21 protein-coding genes are annotated in these 17553 nt (G+C 69.5%); 17 read left to right on the forward strand and 4 right to left on the reverse strand.

Annotated elements, in window-relative coordinates; translation table 11 throughout:
• Window positions 1-63: 63 nt before the first annotated feature.
• Genes hrcA through M4D53_RS04465 form a run of 12 tightly spaced genes read left to right on the forward strand, consistent with a single transcriptional unit; the run spans window position 64 to window position 10056 of the window.
• Window positions 64-1095 (forward strand): heat-inducible transcriptional repressor HrcA, encoded by a 1032-nt coding sequence (hrcA, locus tag M4D53_RS04410; protein ID WP_259952211.1) that lies wholly within the window; start codon window positions 64-66, stop codon window positions 1093-1095.
• A gap of 36 nt (window positions 1096-1131) precedes the next feature.
• Window positions 1132-2244 (forward strand): molecular chaperone DnaJ, encoded by a 1113-nt coding sequence (dnaJ, locus tag M4D53_RS04415; RefSeq protein WP_060922189.1) that lies wholly within the window; start codon window positions 1132-1134, stop codon window positions 2242-2244.
• Window positions 2245-2246: 2 nt separating this feature from the next.
• On the forward strand, window positions 2247-2975 hold the full coding sequence (locus M4D53_RS04420) for a 16S rRNA (uracil(1498)-N(3))-methyltransferase (protein ID WP_259952212.1): 729 nt from the start codon (window positions 2247-2249) through the stop codon (window positions 2973-2975).
• Between the two features lie 37 nt (window positions 2976-3012).
• On the forward strand, window positions 3013-3360 hold the full coding sequence (locus tag M4D53_RS04425) for an HIT domain-containing protein (RefSeq protein WP_101845350.1): 348 nt from the start codon (window positions 3013-3015) through the stop codon (window positions 3358-3360).
• A gap of 46 nt (window positions 3361-3406) precedes the next feature.
• Window positions 3407-4432 (forward strand): PhoH family protein, encoded by a 1026-nt coding sequence (locus M4D53_RS04430; RefSeq protein WP_232089241.1) that lies wholly within the window; start codon window positions 3407-3409, stop codon window positions 4430-4432.
• Window positions 4429-4890: an rRNA maturation RNase YbeY gene (ybeY, locus tag M4D53_RS04435; RefSeq protein WP_025103688.1), complete on the forward strand. Its 462-nt coding sequence runs from the start codon at window positions 4429-4431 to the stop codon at window positions 4888-4890. The genes M4D53_RS04430 and ybeY overlap by 4 nt, the downstream gene beginning before the upstream one ends.
• A complete protein-coding gene (locus tag M4D53_RS04440) occupies window positions 4887-6179 on the forward strand; it encodes a hemolysin family protein (RefSeq protein ID WP_259952213.1) in 1293 nt (430 codons plus the stop codon). Before ybeY ends, M4D53_RS04440 begins: the two co-directional genes overlap by 4 nt.
• Window positions 6172-7068: a GTPase Era gene (era, locus tag M4D53_RS04445; RefSeq protein WP_187661663.1), complete on the forward strand. Its 897-nt coding sequence runs from the start codon at window positions 6172-6174 to the stop codon at window positions 7066-7068. The genes M4D53_RS04440 and era overlap by 8 nt, the downstream gene beginning before the upstream one ends.
• 54 nt (window positions 7069-7122) lie before the next feature.
• Entirely contained in the window at window positions 7123-7644 is a 522-nt protein-coding gene (locus M4D53_RS04450; RefSeq protein WP_259952214.1) for an RNA polymerase sigma factor, read from the forward strand.
• Window positions 7644-8624, forward strand: a complete 981-nt coding sequence (locus M4D53_RS04455; RefSeq protein WP_259952216.1) for a hypothetical protein — start codon at window positions 7644-7646, stop codon at window positions 8622-8624. The genes M4D53_RS04450 and M4D53_RS04455 overlap by 1 nt, the downstream gene beginning before the upstream one ends.
• Window positions 8621-9097, forward strand: coding sequence for a hypothetical protein (locus M4D53_RS04460; protein ID WP_187661660.1), 477 nt, complete (start codon window positions 8621-8623; stop codon window positions 9095-9097). Before M4D53_RS04455 ends, M4D53_RS04460 begins: the two co-directional genes overlap by 4 nt.
• A 17-nt stretch (window positions 9098-9114) precedes the next feature.
• The gene (locus M4D53_RS04465) at window positions 9115-10056 is read left to right on the forward strand and encodes a quinone oxidoreductase family protein (protein ID WP_259952217.1); all 942 of its coding nucleotides are present in this window, start codon (window positions 9115-9117) and stop codon (window positions 10054-10056) included.
• On the opposite strand, the gene M4D53_RS04470 is transcribed toward M4D53_RS04465, so the two are convergent.
• The gene (locus M4D53_RS04470; protein WP_259952219.1) at window positions 10053-10700 is read right to left on the reverse strand and encodes a hypothetical protein; all 648 of its coding nucleotides are present in this window, start codon (window positions 10698-10700) and stop codon (window positions 10053-10055) included. The two genes, M4D53_RS04465 and M4D53_RS04470, sit on opposite strands and share 4 nt — an antisense overlap.
• Before the next feature lie 191 nt (window positions 10701-10891).
• On the opposite strand from M4D53_RS04470, the gene leuA reads away from it, so the two are divergent.
• Window positions 10892-12646, forward strand: a complete 1755-nt coding sequence (gene leuA, locus M4D53_RS04475) for a 2-isopropylmalate synthase (RefSeq protein ID WP_259952221.1) — start codon at window positions 10892-10894, stop codon at window positions 12644-12646.
• Window positions 12647-12719: 73 nt separating this feature from the next.
• Here leuA and M4D53_RS04480 read toward each other — a convergent pair whose 3' ends face one another.
• Window positions 12720-13100 (reverse strand): VOC family protein, encoded by a 381-nt coding sequence (locus M4D53_RS04480; protein ID WP_259952222.1) that lies wholly within the window; start codon window positions 13098-13100, stop codon window positions 12720-12722.
• A 66-nt stretch (window positions 13101-13166) separates the two neighbouring features.
• On the opposite strand from M4D53_RS04480, the gene M4D53_RS04485 reads away from it, so the two are divergent.
• Window positions 13167-13880 (forward strand): TetR/AcrR family transcriptional regulator, encoded by a 714-nt coding sequence (locus tag M4D53_RS04485; RefSeq protein WP_187661655.1) that lies wholly within the window; start codon window positions 13167-13169, stop codon window positions 13878-13880.
• A 66-nt stretch (window positions 13881-13946) separates the two neighbouring features.
• Here M4D53_RS04485 and M4D53_RS04490 read toward each other — a convergent pair whose 3' ends face one another.
• Window positions 13947-14639, reverse strand: a complete 693-nt coding sequence (locus M4D53_RS04490) for a trimeric intracellular cation channel family protein (protein ID WP_187661654.1) — start codon at window positions 14637-14639, stop codon at window positions 13947-13949.
• Between the two features lie 34 nt (window positions 14640-14673).
• Here M4D53_RS04490 and recO point away from each other — a divergent pair, with 34 nt between their 5' ends.
• Both recO and M4D53_RS04500 read left to right on the forward strand, forming a co-directional pair.
• Window positions 14674-15417 carry a DNA repair protein RecO gene (gene recO / locus M4D53_RS04495; RefSeq protein WP_187661653.1) on the forward strand — a complete coding sequence of 248 codons (744 nt, stop codon included), beginning with the start codon at window positions 14674-14676 and terminating at the stop codon, window positions 15415-15417.
• Complete coding sequence (locus M4D53_RS04500; RefSeq protein ID WP_259952224.1) at window positions 15414-16214, forward strand: isoprenyl transferase; 801 nt, start codon at window positions 15414-15416, stop codon at window positions 16212-16214. The genes recO and M4D53_RS04500 overlap by 4 nt, the downstream gene beginning before the upstream one ends.
• On the opposite strand, the gene M4D53_RS04505 is transcribed toward M4D53_RS04500, so the two are convergent.
• Complete coding sequence (locus M4D53_RS04505; RefSeq protein ID WP_259952228.1) at window positions 16157-16765, reverse strand: P-loop NTPase family protein; 609 nt, start codon at window positions 16763-16765, stop codon at window positions 16157-16159. The two genes, M4D53_RS04500 and M4D53_RS04505, sit on opposite strands and share 58 nt — an antisense overlap.
• A gap of 52 nt (window positions 16766-16817) precedes the next feature.
• Here M4D53_RS04505 and M4D53_RS04510 point away from each other — a divergent pair, with 52 nt between their 5' ends.
• Entirely contained in the window at window positions 16818-17492 is a 675-nt protein-coding gene (locus M4D53_RS04510) for a DsbA family oxidoreductase (protein ID WP_259952229.1), read from the forward strand.
• Window positions 17493-17553 lie beyond the last annotated feature (61 nt).

The following is a 17553-nucleotide window of genomic DNA, read 5'->3' on the forward strand; positions in this document are numbered from 1 at the left end:
GGAGGTAGGATTGGCACTCAGGGCGGCAGAGTGCCAGCACCCGGTCGGCGGGAAGGGGAACCCATGGTCACAGAGCGAGGGCTGCAGGTTCTCCGCGCGATCGTGCAGGACTACGTCGAGACGCACGAGCCCGTGGGCAGCCGTTCCATCGTCGACCGCCATTCCTTCGGCGTCTCGGCCGCGACGATCCGCAACGACATGGCGCAGCTGGAGGACGAAGAGCTGATCACGGCTCCGCACACGTCGTCCGGGCGCGTCCCCACGGACAAGGGCTACCGGGTGTTCGTGAATCACCTCGCCCAGCTCCGACCGCTCTCCACCGCGCAGCGCTCGGCCATCGAGTCGTTCCTCGCCGATCCGGCCGACCTCGACGATCTGATGGTCCGTACTGTCCGCGTGCTCACGCAACTCACCGGACAGGTCGCGCTGGCCCAGTACCCGTCGTTCGCGCGGGCCCACGTGACGCACGTCGAACTCGTGACGCTCGCTCCCAACCGGCTCCTCACGGTCCTGGTCACGGACGCCGGCGGGGTATCACAGCGGATCACCGCGCTGCCGGACACGATCGACGAAGCGGATCTCGCGGTGCTGCGCGCTCGACTGTCCGCCCTCATCACCGGGCAGGCGATCGCGGCGGCTTCCGACCGCCTGCAGGCACTCCTCGCCACGGAGGAGGCCCCCCAGGACCGCGTTCTCCGCGCCGTCGCCGGAGTCGTGATCGACGAGCTCGGCGGCTTCCGGCAGGAGCGGCTCGTGATGGCGGGCGCGGCGACCCTGGCGCGACGGGAACAGGACTTCCGCGGCAGCATCCATCCCCTCCTCGAGGCCATCGAGGAGCAGGTCACGCTGCTGCGGCTGATGAGCGAGATGGTGCCGGACGAGCACGGCCTCGCGGCGAGCATCGGCACCGAGAACGCCTCCTTCGGGCTCGGCGAGGCGTCGATCGTGGCCAGCAACTACGCGGCACCCTCGGGGACCGCGCGGGTCGGTGTCATGGGACCGACCCGGATGGACTATCCGAGCAACCTCGCAGCGGCACGGGCGGTCGCCCGCTACCTGTCGCGGATGCTCGACGACGACGAGGCCGGCCGCTGAGGCGGCCCCACGGAAAACACGCGCAGAAAGGCGATTGTGGCGGACCACTACGAGGTTCTCGGGGTGTCCCGGGACGCTTCCACCGACGAGATCAAGAAGGCGTATCGGCGCCTGGCACGGCAGCTCCACCCGGACGTGAACCCGGGCGAGGAGGCCGCAGAGAAGTTCAAGCTGGTCACGCACGCCTACGACGTGCTCAGCGACGAGGAGTCGCGCCGCCGCTACGACATGGGCGGCGGTGACGGCGCGAACAACTTCGGCGGCTTCGGCGGCTTCGGCGACATCTTCGAGACGTTCTTCGGCGCGTCCCAGGGCGGCGGGCGCGGCGCTCGTCCCCGGTCACGACGGGAGCGCGGGCAGGATGCCCTCGTCCGGGTCACACTCGACCTGGGAGACGTGGTCTTCGGTGCGCACCGCGACATCGAGGTGGACACGGCTGTGCTCTGCGAGACCTGTCAGGGCTCGTGCTGCCAGGAGGGCACGTCACCCGTCACCTGCGACATCTGCGGTGGCACCGGCCACGTGCAGCGTCAGGTGCGCAGCCTGCTCGGCAACGTCGTCACCTCTCAGCCCTGCGGCACCTGCGAGGGCTACGGCACGACCATCCCGTACCCCTGCGGCACCTGCGGCGGTCAGGGACGCGTCCGGTCGCGCCGCACGGTGTCCCTCGACATCCCGGCGGGCGTCGAGACCGGCCTGCGGCTGCAGCTCCCGGGTTCCGGCGAGGTCGGACGCGCCGGTGGCCCGAACGGCGACCTGTACGTCGAGGTGACGGTCAACCCGCACCCCGCGTTCAGCCGGGACGGCGACGACCTGCTCGCCACGCTCGAGGTGTCCATGACCGACGCCATCCTGGGCACCGAGACCTCGATCGAGGGGCTCGACGGGGAGGTCGACCTGGAGATCCGCGCGGGCGTGCAGTCCGGCGACGTGCTGACCATCAAGGGACGGGGCATCACGCCGCTGCGCGGCACCCAGCGTGGCGATCTCCGCGTCGGTGTGCAGGTGGTCACCCCCACCAAGCTCGACTCCGCGCAGCGCAAGCTCATCGAGGACTTCGCGAAGAAGAACAAGGCGCCGGGCCCGCAGCTCGCGCAGTTCCAGCAGGGCCTGTTCTCCAAGCTGCGCGACCGGTTCCGTACCCACTGATCGTGGCGCTGCACTTCCTCGTCGAGTCCGCGGGCGACGCCGCGGTGGGCGGTCTCGTGTCACTGACGGGCGCCGAGGCCAAGCATGCGGCCGTCGTCCGGCGGCTGCGCGTCGGCGAGACGGTCACCGTCGGCGACGGTCGAGGCGTCTGGCTGACCGGCGTCGCCGAGGAGGTGTCACCGTCGCGCGTCGATGTCCGGATCGCCGAGCGCGTCGAGCACGAGCCGGCGACTCCGCGTCTCGTGCTCGTGCAGGCGCTCGCGAAGGGCGACCGCGACGAGCTCGCGGTGCAGGCGGCATGTGAACTGGGCGTCGACGAGATCGTGCCGTGGCAGGCGAGCCGGAGTGTGTCGCGCTGGGAGGGGCCGAAGGCGGTGAAGGGACGCGAGCGCTGGGCGACGATCGTCCGCGAGGCGGCCAAGCAGGCGCACCGGACCTGGGTGCCCGAGGTGGCCGCCCCCGAGTCGACCGCACAGCTTGCGGCGCGCGCGGCGACGCAGCGGGTGCTGCTGCTCGACCCGACCGCTCCCGCCCGGCTCTCCACGCTCGTTCCCGACGACCGTGACCTCGTGCTCGTGGTGGGTCCGGAGGGCGGGATCGCTCCGGAGGAGCTCGAGAGGCTCGCGGCGGCCGGCGCTGAGCGCGTCCTGCTCGGCGACACCGTGTTGCGCACCTCCACTGCGGGACCTGCCGCCATCGCCGTGCTCTCGGTGGCCCTCGGCCGCTGGTGACCGGCCGCGGCCCGCGTCCCCCCAGTAAGCTGAGAGCATGAGCGAACCCTCGATCTTCACGCGCATCCTCACCGGGGACATCCCGGGGGAGATCCTGCTCGACACCGGTCGCGTCTTCGCGATCCGCGACATCGATCCACAGGCGCCGCTCCATGTACTCGTCATCCCGAAGACCGAGGAGTACCGCGACGTGACCGCACTCGCAGCCGGGGACCCCGAGCTGCTGGCGGAGATGGTCGCCGCCGCCAAGCGCATCGCCGAGGAGCACGCCAACGGCGAGTACCGCCTCATCTTCAACAACGGCGCGAGTGTCGCGCAGTCCGTCTTCCACGTGCACGCCCATGTGCTCGGCAACCTCGAGGAGAACAAGCTCGTTGGCTTCTGACGATCAGGAAACCGTCACCGAAAGGCTCTACGCCGACGGTGTCGCGATGGTGCAGCTGCTCGGTCCCCAGGACCGGCTGCTGCGGATGCTGGAGCGGGAGCACCGCGACGTGCAGGTGCTCGTCCGCGGCAACGAGATCACGCTCACGGGTGAGCGCGAGGCCGTCGCCAAGGCCAAGAACCTCGTCGACGAGCTGCTCGCGATGACCAAGGCCGGCCACGACCTCGCCCCGAGCGACGTGTCCAGCTCTGCGCGCATGCTCCGCCAGGAGGGTGGCCCGCGTCCCAGCGAGGTGCTGGGCGAGGCGATCCTGTCCACGCGCGGCAAGGTCATCCGGCCGAAGACGCTCGGCCAGAAGGAGTACGTCGACGCGATCGAGGAGAACACGATCGTGTTCGGCATCGGTCCGGCGGGAACGGGCAAGACCTACCTGGCGATGGCGAAGGCCGTCCAGGCGCTGCAGCGCAAGGAGGTCACGCGCATCATCCTCACGCGTCCGGCGGTCGAGGCGGGGGAGCGCCTCGGGTTCCTCCCCGGCACGCTCACCGACAAGATCGATCCGTACCTGCGGCCGCTCTACGACGCGCTCAACGAGATGATGGACCCGGAGATCGTGCCGCGCCTGATGGCGACCGGGACCATCGAGGTCGCGCCGCTGGCGTACATGCGGGGGCGCACGCTCAACGACTCCTTCGTCGTGCTGGACGAAGCGCAGAACACCACGCCCGAGCAGATGAAGATGTTCCTCACCCGTCTCGGGTTCGGGACGAAGATGGTCGTCACCGGCGACATCACCCAGGTCGACCTCCCGCAGGGAGCCTCCGGTCTCCGCCTGGTCACCCGCGTGCTCGACGGCATCGACGACATCCACTTCTCCCGCCTGACCAGCGACGACGTGGTGCGGCACTCGCTGGTCGGTCGCATCGTCGACGCGTACAGCGAGTACGACGAGCGCCGCGTGGCGCAGCGCACCGAGCGCGAACAGGCGCACGAGTTCGCCAACCGTGCCGAGCGACGCGGTGCCCAGCGACCAGGACCACGCGATCGCATGCCGAAACGAGGGCTCTCATGATCGAGATCAACAACGAGTCGGCGATCGATGTCGACGAGACCGTGCTGCAGCGGCTGACCGACTTCAACCTCGCGCAGCTCCACGTCAGCGCGGACGCCGAGGTCGCCATCGTGCTCGTCGACGAGGGGGCGATGGAAGCGCTGCACGTGCAGTGGATGGACGAACCGGGCCCGACCGACGTCCTCAGCTTCCCGATGGACGAGCTCCGTCCCGGTACCGAGGACCGGCCGACGCCCCCCGGGCTGCTCGGCGACATCGTCCTCTGCCCGCAGGTCGCGGAGACGCAGGCGCAGGCCGCCGGCCACACGCTGATGGACGAGCTCATCCTGCTCACCACGCACGGACTGCTGCACCTTCTCGGCTTCGATCACGCGGAGCCGGATGAGGAGCGGGAGATGTTCGGTCTGCAGAAGCAGCTCATCCAGGGCTTCGCCGCGTCCGAGCGTCGCCGGCGATGACGGAGCTGCTGCTGCTCGTCGCCGCCGTGCTGCTGGTGGCGTTCGGCGGCCTCATGGCCGCGATCGACGCGGCATACGGCGTGACCTCCCGTGCCGGCCTGGCCGACATGGCGACCGAGGGCCGCCGTGCGAAGGCGCTGGAGCGGATCGCCGGCGACCTCGACGCGCACGTCAACGCGGTCGCCTTCATCCGCGTCCTCGCGGAGGTGACGGCTGCCGTGCTCGTCACCGTGGCGTTCACGATCGTCTTCGAGAACATCTGGTGGGCGATGCTCGCCGCCGCCATCCTGATGACCGGCATCACCTTCGTCCTCGTCGGGGCGAGTCCGCGGACCTTCGGGCATCAGCACGCCGAGAGCATGATCCGGGGGAGTGCGAACGTCGTCCGGGGATTGCGCATCATTCTCGGGCCGATCGCCCAGGGCCTCGTCGTCTTGGGCAACCGCGTCACCCCGGGGACCGGACGCAGCTCGTTCTCGAGCGAGGACCAGCTGCTGAGCATGGTCGACGAGGCCGCCTCGAACGACCTCATCGAGGAGGACGACCGCGACCTCATCCACTCGGTGTTCGACTTCACCGACCAGTTCGTCCGCGCGGTGATGGTGCCGCGGACCGAGATGGTCACCGTGGGCGCGGAGGCGACGACCGACGAGGCCATGTCGCTCTTCCTGCACCGCGGCGTGTCCCGGATGCCGGTCGTCGACGATGAGGCCGACGATGTCGTCGGGGTGCTCTACCTCAAGGACCTCGTGCAGTTCGCCTACCGCGACGACAGCGCCTGGCGCGCCGCCTCGATCCGTCCGATCGCTCGGCCTGCCACGTTCGTTCCCGAGTCGATGCGTGCGGAGACGCTGCTGCAGCAGATGAAGCGCGACGCGGTGCACGTGTGTCTCGTAATCGACGAGCACGGCGGCATCTCCGGCCTGGTGACGCTGGAGGACCTCATCGAGGAGCTCGTGGGGGAGATCTCGGACGAGTACGATCAGGTATCCGCCGAGTTCGTCGACCTGGGCGACGGCCGCTATCGCGTGAGCTCCCGGCTCTCGCTGGAGGACGTGGGCGATCTGTTCGGCCTGGAGCTCGAGGACGAGGACGTCGACTCCATCGGCGGTCTGCTCGGCAAGACGCTCGGCCAGGTGCCGCAGCCCGGTGCGACGGCCACCGTCCACGGCCTCGTGCTCACCGGCGGGGCTTCCCGCGGGCGGGGCCGAGGGATCGCGACGGTGTTCGTGGAGCGGGCAGCAGAGCCCGAAGATGTGCAGGATGAAGGAGAACGGCGCGATGACTGAAGACACCCGGAGCGGGTTCGTGACCTTCGTCGGACGGCCGAACGTGGGCAAGTCGACGCTCACCAACGCCCTCGTCGGCGAGAAGATCGCCATCACGAGCGAGAAGCCGCAGACCACGCGTCGAGCGATCCGCGGCATCCTCAACCGCCCGGACGGACAGCTCGTCATCGTCGACACCCCCGGCATCCACAAGCCGCGCACGCTCCTGGGCGAGCGGCTGAACGACCTCGTCGAGCAGGTGCTGGGCGACGTCGATGTGATCGGCTTCTGCGTGCCCGCGACCGAGAAGGTCGGCCCCGGCGATCGCCGCATCGCCGCTTCGCTGGACGGCTACCCGCGCGCGCAGAAGATCGCCATCGTCACGAAGACCGACGCGGCCGGGCGCGATGAGATCACCGAGCGGCTGATGGAGGTGGACTCCCTCCGCGAGGACTGGGCCGCCGTGATCCCGCTGTCGGCGCTGACGCGCGATCAGCTCGAGGTGCTGGCGGACGAGATCCTGCAGCTCATGCCCGAGGGGCCCGCGCTCTACCCCGAGGGGGTCACCACGGACGAGTCGACGGAGGATCGCATCGCCGAGATCATCCGCGAGGCCGCCCTCGACGGCGTGCGCGATGAGCTCCCGCATTCGATCGCCGTCGTGGTCGACGACATCGCCCCGCGCGAGGACAGCGACCTCACCGACGTGCACGCCTCCATCGTGGTCGAGCGGGACAGCCAGAAGGCCATCATCATCGGCCACAAGGGCAAGCGCCTCCGCGACGTGGGTGCCCGCTCCCGCGCGGGGATCGAGGAGCTGCTCGGGACCCGCGTGTTCCTCGGGCTCCACGTCAAGGTCGCGAAGGAGTGGCAGCGCGATCCCAAGCAGCTCGGCCGGCTCGGGTTCTGACATGCAGGCCCGCAGGACGTCGGAGGCGGCGGGCAGACCGCCGACCCCACCGACATGATCGGCCGCGGCGAAGACCCGAGCTCGCTGCGGGACCAGATCTTCACACGAGTGTTCGACGAGCACTGGGCGACGGTGCGCCACCATATCGAGGGCGTCGTCCCCGACGACGACGAGGTGAGCGAGATCGTGTCGGAGGTCTTCCTCGCGGCGTGGTCGCGACTCCGACCGACGCGGCCCCCGGGGAGGGTCTGGCTGCTCCGGGAGACCGACCGTCGGTTGCGCGCGCGGTCCCGGCGCTCATCCACCGCCCACGGGGCGATCGACGCCGTGCACTCAGGGCTCTCCGGCGGCCCCGAGACCCTCGGCGGATTCGGACGCCGCGAAGTGCTCAGGGCTTTGGGTGTCCTCACTCCGCTGCAACGGCGTATCATCATGCTCACGTACTGGGATGGACTCGCGGTGGGGGAGATCGCGGAGCTGCTGCGCACTTCTGAGTCCCGGGTACGGAAGACGTTGGCTCGTGCCGAGGATCGGCTGCGAGAGACGCTGGGACTGGAGGGGACGGGGAATGCGTGATGAGTGACAATGCTCTGCTCGAGCGCGTGCTCGTCGAGGCCGATCCCGCGCGCACCCCGCGGGACGCCCCTCCGGACGCGCGCGCCATCGCCGCGCGTGATCGCATCATCCGATCTGCTCGTGCGCCGCGACGACGGCGTGCGAGGACGATCGGCTGGGCAGCGGGCCTCACGGCCGTCGCGGCGTCCGCCGCGGTGGCTTTCGGCGTCCTCCTCCCGCAAGGAGCCGCCGTCGCGGGAGCGCCGTCTCCGCTCGTGTTCGAGGCGGCCGGCTCGCTGAGCGATACGGTGGCCGCGGCGGAGGCGGACCTCGAGATCTTCAGTCCACCGGCGGAACCCGAGCGCTCGACGCGCACGGCGTTCTGGTCGTACAACGTCGAGGTCGACACCGAACGGGCCGAGGTCGTTCCGCAGTTCGCGACCTTCACCTGGGAGGAAGACCTCTCGGGAGAGGCCGTCGCCATCAACGGTGAGCCGTATGCGCCGACGGATGCGGTGGCGAACGGACAGGCCGAGGTGAAGAGCACGGGCGAGGTGGCATCCCGCGTCGTCCTCGCTCCGGGCGAGTTCGTCACTCCTGTCGTCGACGTCCCGGGCGATTCGGCCGAGGACGTCCGGACACTGCTGGTCGCCTTCGACATGCCCGAGCAGCCGACCGCGTTCGAGGTGGTGACGGCGATCACCTCCGTCTTCGGGCAGTGGACGCTCACGAACGCGCAGCACGCCGAGCTGCTGACCTTGATTGAGGAGTCCGGGGGCGCGGAGGCTCTGGGGACGACGAACGATCGTCTCGGCCGGCCGGTCTCCGGTATCCGTGTCGTCTCCGCCGACGGCGTCGTCCGTGACGACGTGCTCGTATCGCTCGACACCGGCCGCATCGTGGGTCTCGAACGGACGGTGCTCAAGGACGACGGGGTGTTCCCCGCGGGGGCGATCGTCGACTACCGGATGTGGGACATCGACGAGGAGATGCTGCGATGACACGGCTGCGCATCGCCGTCGTGGTCGGACTGGCGCTGGTGCTGACCGGAGCAGGCGGTCCCGTCGCCGCGGCCACCGCTGAGGAGCCGACGCTCGACCCGTTGATGGTGCGTATCCTCGACGAGGTGCCCGGTGGCGTGGTGATCGACGCCGGCAGCGCCGTCTGGCCGAAGCTCGACATGGAGTACACCTCGAACACCGGGACCGTCCGCACGATGGCGCGTGCAGTCGGGAACTGTGCGACCGGTCGCATCTGCGCGTACCGGGAGCTCAATCGCGTCGGCGCCATGCTGAGCTGGGGAAGCTGCACGACCATCGCGATCCCGTCGTCCTTCGCGACGAAGTCGGCGGCGAACGCCCGCACCTCCGGTTACATGCAGGTCCGGAACGGCAGCTCGGTCCTGGCGACGGTCTCCGCCAACGCGTGGAGCAACGTCTCCGGTTCCGCGACCAACATCCGCTGCTTCCTCTGACGGCAGGACGGCTGACCATGGCGACGCACTGGGTGGCGACGGCGGCGGGATCTCCCGAGTCGTGGGAGTTCGAGGAGTACGAGGCCGCGGCGCCGGGCAAGGGTGAGGTCACGATCCGCGTCCGGGCCGCGGGGGTGAATCCGGCCGACGCGAAACATGTCGCTGCCGCTCGACCAGGGCTCGAGTTCCCGGTGCCGATCGGCTACGAGGTCTCGGGTGAGCTCGCGGCGATCGGCCCCGCGACCCGCATCGGTTCCGGTGAGGCCGAGGTCGGCGATGAGGTCGTGGCGTTCCGCGTGCGGGGCGGTTACGCGACCGAGGTTACGGTGCCCGCGGCGAAGGTGTTCGCGAAGCCGTCCACGCTCACCCACCCGGAAGCGGCCAACCTCCTGCTCGTCGGCACGACGGCCGCGGAGATGCTCGCCGTCACCGGGGCGTCGCCGGGGGAGACGGTTTTGCTGCACGGGGCGTCGGGCGCGGTCGGTGTCAGCGTGCTGCAGCAAGCGCGGCTCCGGGACGTCCGGGTCATCGGCACCGCCAGCCCCGAACGCTTCGACGAGGTGCGGCGTTTCGGCGGGGTCCCGGTGGCCTACGGGCGGGGCCTCGCTGATCGGGTACGAGCGCTGGCCGACGGACCGATCGCCGCGGCTCTGGATGCGGTGGGCACCGACGAGGCGATCGACGTGTCCCTCGCCCTGGTGTCCGATCGCCGCCGCATCGTCACGATCGCGAACTTCGCGCGGGCATCGGCCGACGGGTTCCTCGCGATCGCGGGGTCGATGCCGGACAGTGCACGATTCCGCGACGAGGTGCGCAGCGAACTCGTCGCCCTGGCGCAGAACGGCGACCTGGTGGTTCCGCTCGCGCGCACGTTCCCGCTCGCCGAGGCGCCGGCCGCGCACCGGCTCCTCGCCACAGGGCACCCGGGCGGCAAGCTCGCGCTGGTCACCGACGCCTAGTCGATCTCGCGGAGCGCGGACGTGACGATGACCACGTCCTCGCCGTACTCGGCGTCGACCGCGTCCTGCAGCGTCCCGTCATCCCAGACGACCTGGAGCCACACGTAGCCGCGGTCCGTCGACACGGCGAGCGCATCCGCGCCGAGGCGTCCGGCGATGTCGTTCTGCACGCGGTCGAGCTCATCCGCCGTGCTCGCGCCGTCCGCGCCGTCGGTCGGATCCTCCGGAGCCATCGGATCGTAGAGCGCGAGGAGGGCGGGCGGTGCGGTCACCGTGAATCGCTCGCCGTCCCAGGTGCCGGTGACCGCGTACGCCCCCCAGCGCGTCTCCCCGGACGCCTCGCTGCCGTCCACACCGTCCCAGCTCCACTCGTCGAGCGCGACTCCGTCGCACTGCGGCGGATACGACTCGCGGATCGCACCGAGACACAGCCGGACCTCCCCGGATTCGTCGAGGACCGTTCCCGTGGCGACCACGGCCCCCTCCGGCGGCGCGGGCTCCGCCTCTTCCAGGCGGGAGTCCGACGGGACCGTCGTGCTGGTCGGCGGCGACGATGCTCCTGGGCTCGCGGTGCAGCCGGCCAGCAGCAACAGCGCCGACACGACGCCGACGGCGAGGAGGGGACGGTCGCGGAAGGTGCTCATACCGACCAGTGTCGCGCGCACTCGCATCGTCTCGGGGCGTCGAAACACCTGCGGCTTCCCTGCTAGCATGACCACATGCCTTTCGGCGGTCTGCTTCTTCTTAGCTGCCGCGACGAGTCCTAAAGCTAGGGCCTTCCTCGTCGCGGCGCTTGTGTTGGCCCGTTCATCTTGACGAAGAGAAGAAGCCCATCATGCAGAACACTCAGCGCCCGTCCGCGATGCCGATCCACAAGTACCGGCCGTTCCACGAGCAGATCACCGTCCACCTGCCTGATCGCACGTGGCCCGACGCCCGCATCACCGAGGCCCCCCGCTGGTGCGCGGTCGACCTCCGCGACGGCAACCAGGCCCTCATCGATCCGATGTCGCCCGAGCGCAAGCGCGTCATGTTCGAGCTGCTCGTGAGCATGGGCTACAAGGAGATCGAGGTCGGCTTCCCGTCGGCGAGCCAGACCGACTTCGACTTCGTGCGCCAGCTCATCGAGGAGAACGTCATCCCGGACGACGTCACGATCCAGGTCCTGACGCAGGCGCGCGAGCACCTGATCGCTCGCACCTACGAGGCGATCGCGGGAGCCAAGCAGGCCATCGTGCACCTCTACAACTCCACGAGCGTGTTGCAGCGCGAGGTGGTCTTCCGCACAGACAAGCAGGGCATCATCGACATCGCGCTCGAGGGCGCTCGGCTGTGCCGCCAGTTCGAGAAGACCATCCCCGACACGCAGGTGTACTACGAGTACTCCCCGGAGAGCTACACCGGCACCGAGCTGGAGTTCGCGGTCGACGTCTGCAACCAGGTCATCGAGATCTTCGAGCCCACGCCGGACCGCAAGGTGATCATCAACCTCCCCGCGACGGTGGAGATGGCGACGCCGAACATCTACGCCGACTCGATCGAGTGGATGAGCCGTCACCTCGCCCACCGCGAGAACGTCATCCTGTCGCTGCACCCGCACAACGACCGCGGCACCGCGATCGCTGCGGCGGAGCTGGGCTACATGGCCGGCGCCGACCGTATCGAGGGCTGCCTGTTCGGCAACGGCGAGCGCACCGGCAACGTCGACCTCGTCGCGCTGGGCATCAACATGTTCACTCAGGGCATCGACCCGCAGATCGACTTCAGCGATATCGATCAGGTCAAGCGGACGGTCGAGTACTGCAACCAGCTGCCGGTGCCGGAGCGCAGCCCGTGGGCCGGCGACCTCGTCTTCACCGCGTTCAGCGGTTCGCACCAGGACGCCATCAAGAAGGGCTTCGAGGCCATGGCCGCCAAGGCCGAGGCGCAGGGCATGACGGTCGACGAGATCGAGTGGGCCGTGCCGTACCTGCCCGTCGACCCGAAGGACCTCGGCCGCTCGTACGAGGCCGTCATCCGCGTGAACTCCCAGTCGGGCAAGGGCGGGGTCGCGTACCTGCTCAAGTCCGATCACGCGATCGACCTGCCGCGCAAGCTCCAGATCGAGTTCTCCGGGGTCGTGCAGGCCAAGACGGATGCCGAGGGCGGAGAGGTCACCAGCGAGCAGATCTGGTCGATCTTCACGGACGAATACCTGCCCGCCGCCGACACCGAGGCCAAGTGGGGGCGGTTCGAGCTGCTCGCCACGCAGACCAGGAGCGACATGTCCGGTGACGTGGTGCTCGATGTCGTGCTGCGGGACGACGACCAGGAGGTCTCGGTGTCTGGCAACGGCAACGGTCCGGTCGCGGCGTTCGTCGAGGTGCTCCGGGGCCAGGGCTTCGACATCACGGTCTACGACTACGTCGAGCACGCTCTCAGCGCCGGCGGCGACGCGCAGGCCGCGGCCTACGTCGAGCTGCAGGTCGGCGACCAGCGCCTGTGGGGAGTCGGCATCGACGGCGACATCTCGACCGCGTCGCTCAAGGCGATCGTGTCCGGCGTGAACCGCTCGATCCGCAGCCGTCAGCAGGAGCTGGCCGCCGTCTGATCTTCCTTCGAATCGCGCGATTGGTCGTATCCGGCCGCCGGATGGGACCATTCGCGCGATTCGAAGTAGGGGGTCAGTCCATCCACTGCACCAGCTGCCAGATGAGGCCGTTGGGATCGGCGAACTGGCAGTAGCGTTCGCCCCATGGCTCGGTCTTGGGAGCGGTGACCACCCGCGCACCCGCGGCGGCGATGCGGGCGAACTCCCGGTCGATCTCGTCGACGACGAAGACGATCAGGGTGCCTTGACCGGCGGATCCGGCGATCTCCTCCGGACGGAACGTCGGGAGCCCGGTCTCGAGGAAGATGACGTTCGGGACGGGTCCCGGGTGCTGCAACGAGACGAAGCCCTCCGCGGACATCGCCTCCTCGAAGCCGAAATGCGTCATGGCGAAGGCGGCGGAGGCCGCCACGTCGGGGACGTTGAGCGAGAGGGCGGTCTGAGTGATGTTCACGATGCTCCATTCCGAAAGTCTGTACAGCGTACAGGGTTAAGTCTGGAGCGGTCTAGGCTATTCCCGATGACCAGGAATCTCGTCGATCTGCTCTGGCGGCACAGCCCCGCGGCTCCCGTGGCTCGGCAGCGCGGTCCGAAGGCGCGCCACTCGACGGATGACGTCGTGGATCGTGCCGTGGCGCTGGCTGACGCCGAGGGCCTCGGCGCGGTGACGATCCGGTCTCTCGCGCAGTGGCTCGAGCTGACTCCGATGTCGATCTACACGCATGTCAACAGCCGCGCCGACCTGCTCGTCCTGATGACGGATGCGATGCACGCCAGGATGCCCACCGAGCCTGCGCAGGCGTCCGGGTGGCGCGCGGAGGTCCGGGCGGTCGCCGAGGACAACCTGCGCCTCCTCCGGGCTCACCCCTGGCTCATCGACATCCACGACCCGCGGGTCGCGCTCGGCCCTGGAACCATCGCCAAGTACGACCGGGAACTTCACGCCTTCGACGGCCTCGGCCTCACCGCCGTGGATCGTGATGCGGCGCTGAGCTTCGTGCTCGACTTCACTCTCTCCGCGGCAGCACGCATGCGGGAGGAGGAGAGCGCGGATTCGTTCGCGGCCTCGTGGGCAGAGGCCGCACCGCGTCTGGCGGCCTATCTCGGTGACGGGATGCCGCTCGCCCGGTCAGTGGGTCAGGCTGCCGGGGAGTCGATGGGCGCCCCCTACGACGCTCGAGCCGCCTGGGACTTCGGTCTCGCGCGCGTGATCGACGGGCTCGCAGGCACCTGACCCTCCTTCGAATCGCGCGATTGGTCGTATCCGGCTGCGGGATGGAGTCAATCGCGCGACTCGAAGTCAGTCCTGGGGCTTCACGATCGCGATGGCGCCGGTCTCCGCGGCGACCTTGCGGCGGTACAGACGGCGCTGCTCCGGAAGCGAGACGTCGAACGTCACGGCGAGGATGCGGATCACAGCCGTCACGACGATGCCGATGACCGCCGCGAGCGGGATCGGCATGCCGACCGCGTTCGCGGCGACGATGAACGTGCAGCCGGCCGCGGCGGCCACCGCGTACAGGGAGCCGACGTGCATGATGGCGGTCGGCAGCCCCATGAGCATGTCGCGGAGGACGCTCCCGCCGACCGCGGCGCACACGCCGATGAAGACCGCGGGTACTTCGGGGATGCCGAAGGCGAGGGCCTTGCTCGTTCCGAAGGCGCCGAACATGCCGATCACCACGGCGTCGAGCACGACGATCGCGGTGTTGAGTCGCGTGAAGAGTCCGGCCAGGAGCATGCCGAGCAGCGCGGCACCCGCGGCCGTGACCAGGTACCACTGGTTCTGCAGCGTCGCGGGAGTCTGCCCGAGCAGGATGTCGCGGATGAGACCGCCACCCATGCCGATCATGATCCCGATGATCGCGACGCCCAGCCAGTCGAGCCGACGCTGTCCTTGGAACCCGGCGGCGAACATCGCGCCCTGCACTCCGCCGAGGCCGACGCCGAGGAGGTCCGCCCACAGCGGAATGGTGAAGAGCGGTTCGGTCACGCGTCCATTGTCGCGCACGGAGGATAATCGAAGGGTGCCCACCTACCGAGACGAAGCGGTGATCCTGCGCACCCACAAACTGGGGGAGGCGGATCGCATCGTCACGATGCTGTCCCGGCGGCACGGGAAGGTGCGCGCGGTCGCGAAGGGTGTGCGTCGCACCTCGTCGAAGTTCGGCTCCCGCCTCGAGCCGTTCATGGTCGCGGATGTGCAGCTCTACGAAGGCCGCTCGCTCGACATCGTGCAGCAGGCCGAGTCGCTCGGGGCTTATGGCACGGACATCGCCGCCCATTACGACCGGTTCACCGCCGCGAACGCCATGGTCGAGACGGCGGATCGGCTCAGCGACGCCGAGGCCACCCCGGAGCAGTACCTCCTGCTCGTCGGCGGGCTGCGGGCGCTGTCCCGCGGCGAGCACGCCCCGCGCAGCATCCTCGACTCGTACCTGCTGCGGGTCATGTCCCTCTCCGGGTGGGCGCCGTCCCTCGAGGACTGCGCGCGCTGTGGAGCCCCGGGGCCGCACTCCGTCTTCGTCGCGCAGCTCGGCGGCCTGGTCTGCCGTGCCGACGCGCCCGCCGGGAGCCCCCGGATCGCCGAGAAGACCCTGACGCTGCTGCGCGCGCTGATCCGCGGGGACTGGGACCTCATCGACGCCGCCCCGCACGCCGACACGGCGGCTGCATCCGGCCTCGTCGCGGCGTATGCCCAGTGGCACCTGGAGCGCGGCATCCGCTCGCTCGCGCACGTCTCGTCCACCCCCGGAGAAGGAGCACGGTGAGCCCGAAGCCCTACACGCACAAGGACGCGGTGCCCTACCGGCCGATCGACTGGACGGGCGTGTATCCGCCCGCGTTCCCCGCCGTCCCGGAGCACGTCGCCATCGTCATGGACGGCAACGGCCGCTGGGCGAACCGCCGGGGGCTCAACCGCATCGAGGGGCACAAGGCAGGGGAGGAGGTGCTGCTGGACGTCGTCGCCGGCGCGATCCAGGCCGGCGTGAAGCACCTCTCCGTCTATGCGTTCTCCACCGAGAACTGGGCTCGTTCGCCGGAGGAGGTCCGCTTCCTCATGGGCTACAACCGCGATGTGCTGCACCGCCGTCGCGATCAGCTCAACGAGTGGGGCGTGCGGGTCCGGTGGGCCGGGCGCAAGCCGCGCCTGTGGGGCAGCGTCATCAAGGAGCTGCAGTATGCCGAGCAGCTCACCCGCGACAACGACGTGCTCACCCTCACCATGTGCGTCAACTACGGCGGACGGATCGAGCTTGTCGACGCGATGCGGGCGATCGCGGCCGATGTCGCGGCCGGGCGGGTGAAGCCGAACGCGATCAGCGAGAAGATGATCCGCCGGCACCTGTACGTGCCGGACATGCCGGACGTGGACCTGTTCCTGCGCAGCTCGGGGGAGCAGCGCACCTCGAACTTCCTGCTGTGGCAGTCGGCCTACGCCGAGATGGTGTTCCTCGACACGCTGTGGCCGGACTTCTCCCGCGAGGAGCTCTGGCGTGCGATCGGGGTCTACCTCTCCCGCGACCGTCGCTTCGGCGGCGCGGTGGACACCCCGACGTCGGCCTGAGCCCGCAGCCAGCGCTCCGTCTCGCGCGGATGCGTCAGCCGCACGATCGTGAGATGCGGGAAGCGCTCCTGCACCTGGGGGAAGCGCTCGGTCCATTTGTGGAGCGTCGCGGTCTGCCACGCCAGGATGCTCTCCTCCGGCGTGCTCCCCACCATCCGCCAGATCGGCTTTTCGACGTTCCCGTTCCACATCCGGGTGCGGAGGATGCTGCGGCTGAGGGTGCGTCGGAGCAGACGCGACCGCGCCACGCGGTACGGGTAGTCGAGCCAGACCGCGAGCTGCGCCCTCGGAGTCAGGATCTCGTCGGTGCCCTTGCTCGTGTACTGCCACTCGGTCACCCAGCGCTCGTCCGCCGCGAAGGCGCGCACGTCGTCGAGGAACTCCGCCCGCGGGGTCCACTCCGGACCGTGGAACAGGCCGTCGATCTCCACGTGCCGCAGCTCCCAGAGCGCGGCGAGTCGCCGGGAGAGTGTCGTCTTCCCCGAGCCGGTGACACCGGCGACGAGCACGCGCTCGGGCCGGAAGGGAAGCGGATCATCGGCGGAGAGCATCCGGGGATTCTACTGACGGAATACGTCGGACGCGCGGGCGGTTGATGATCGTGTGACTGAACCCATCTCCATCGACATCTGGTCCGACATCGCCTGCCCCTGGTGCTACATCGGCAAGCGCAACCTCGAGAAGGGTCTCGAAGCCGTCGCGGCCGATGACGATGCTCCGCAGGTCACCGTCACCTTCCACTCGTTCGAGCTCTCGCCCGACACCCCCGTCGACTTCGACGGCGACGAGATCGACTTCCTCTCCGGTCACAAGGGCATGCCGCGCACGCAGGTCGAGCAGATGCTGGCCAACGTCACGAACGTCGCCGCGAACGCGGGCCTGCAGTACCGGTTCGACCTGCTGCAGCACACGAACACCGTGAAGGCGCACGAGCTGCTGCACTTCGCGAAGGCCGAGGGGCGCCAGCACGAGATGGAGGAGCGGCTCATGTCCGCGTACTTCACCGAGGGCAAGCATGTGGGGCGCATCGACGACCTCGTGGCCCTCGCGGCCGAGGTCGGCCTCGATGCCGATCGCGCCCGCGCCGCGCTCGAGAGCGAGCAGTACCTCGCCGATGTCCGCCAGGACCAGGCGCAGGCTCGCGCGTACGGGATCCAGGGCGTGCCGTTCTTCGTGGTCGACGGTCAGTACGGCATCAGCGGCGCGCAGCCGCCTGCGGCGTTCGAGAACGTCATCCGCGACCTCTGGGCGCAGCGGAGCGCTGCCGTCGAGGCCTGACCCGCTCCGGCAGGCGACGGCGGGGACCCCGGGTCGGGGGTCCCCGCCGTTTCGCTGCCTG

Source organism: Microbacterium meiriae (assembly GCF_025143875.1).
Classification (GTDB): Bacteria; Actinomycetota; Actinomycetes; order Actinomycetales; family Microbacteriaceae; genus Microbacterium; species Microbacterium meiriae.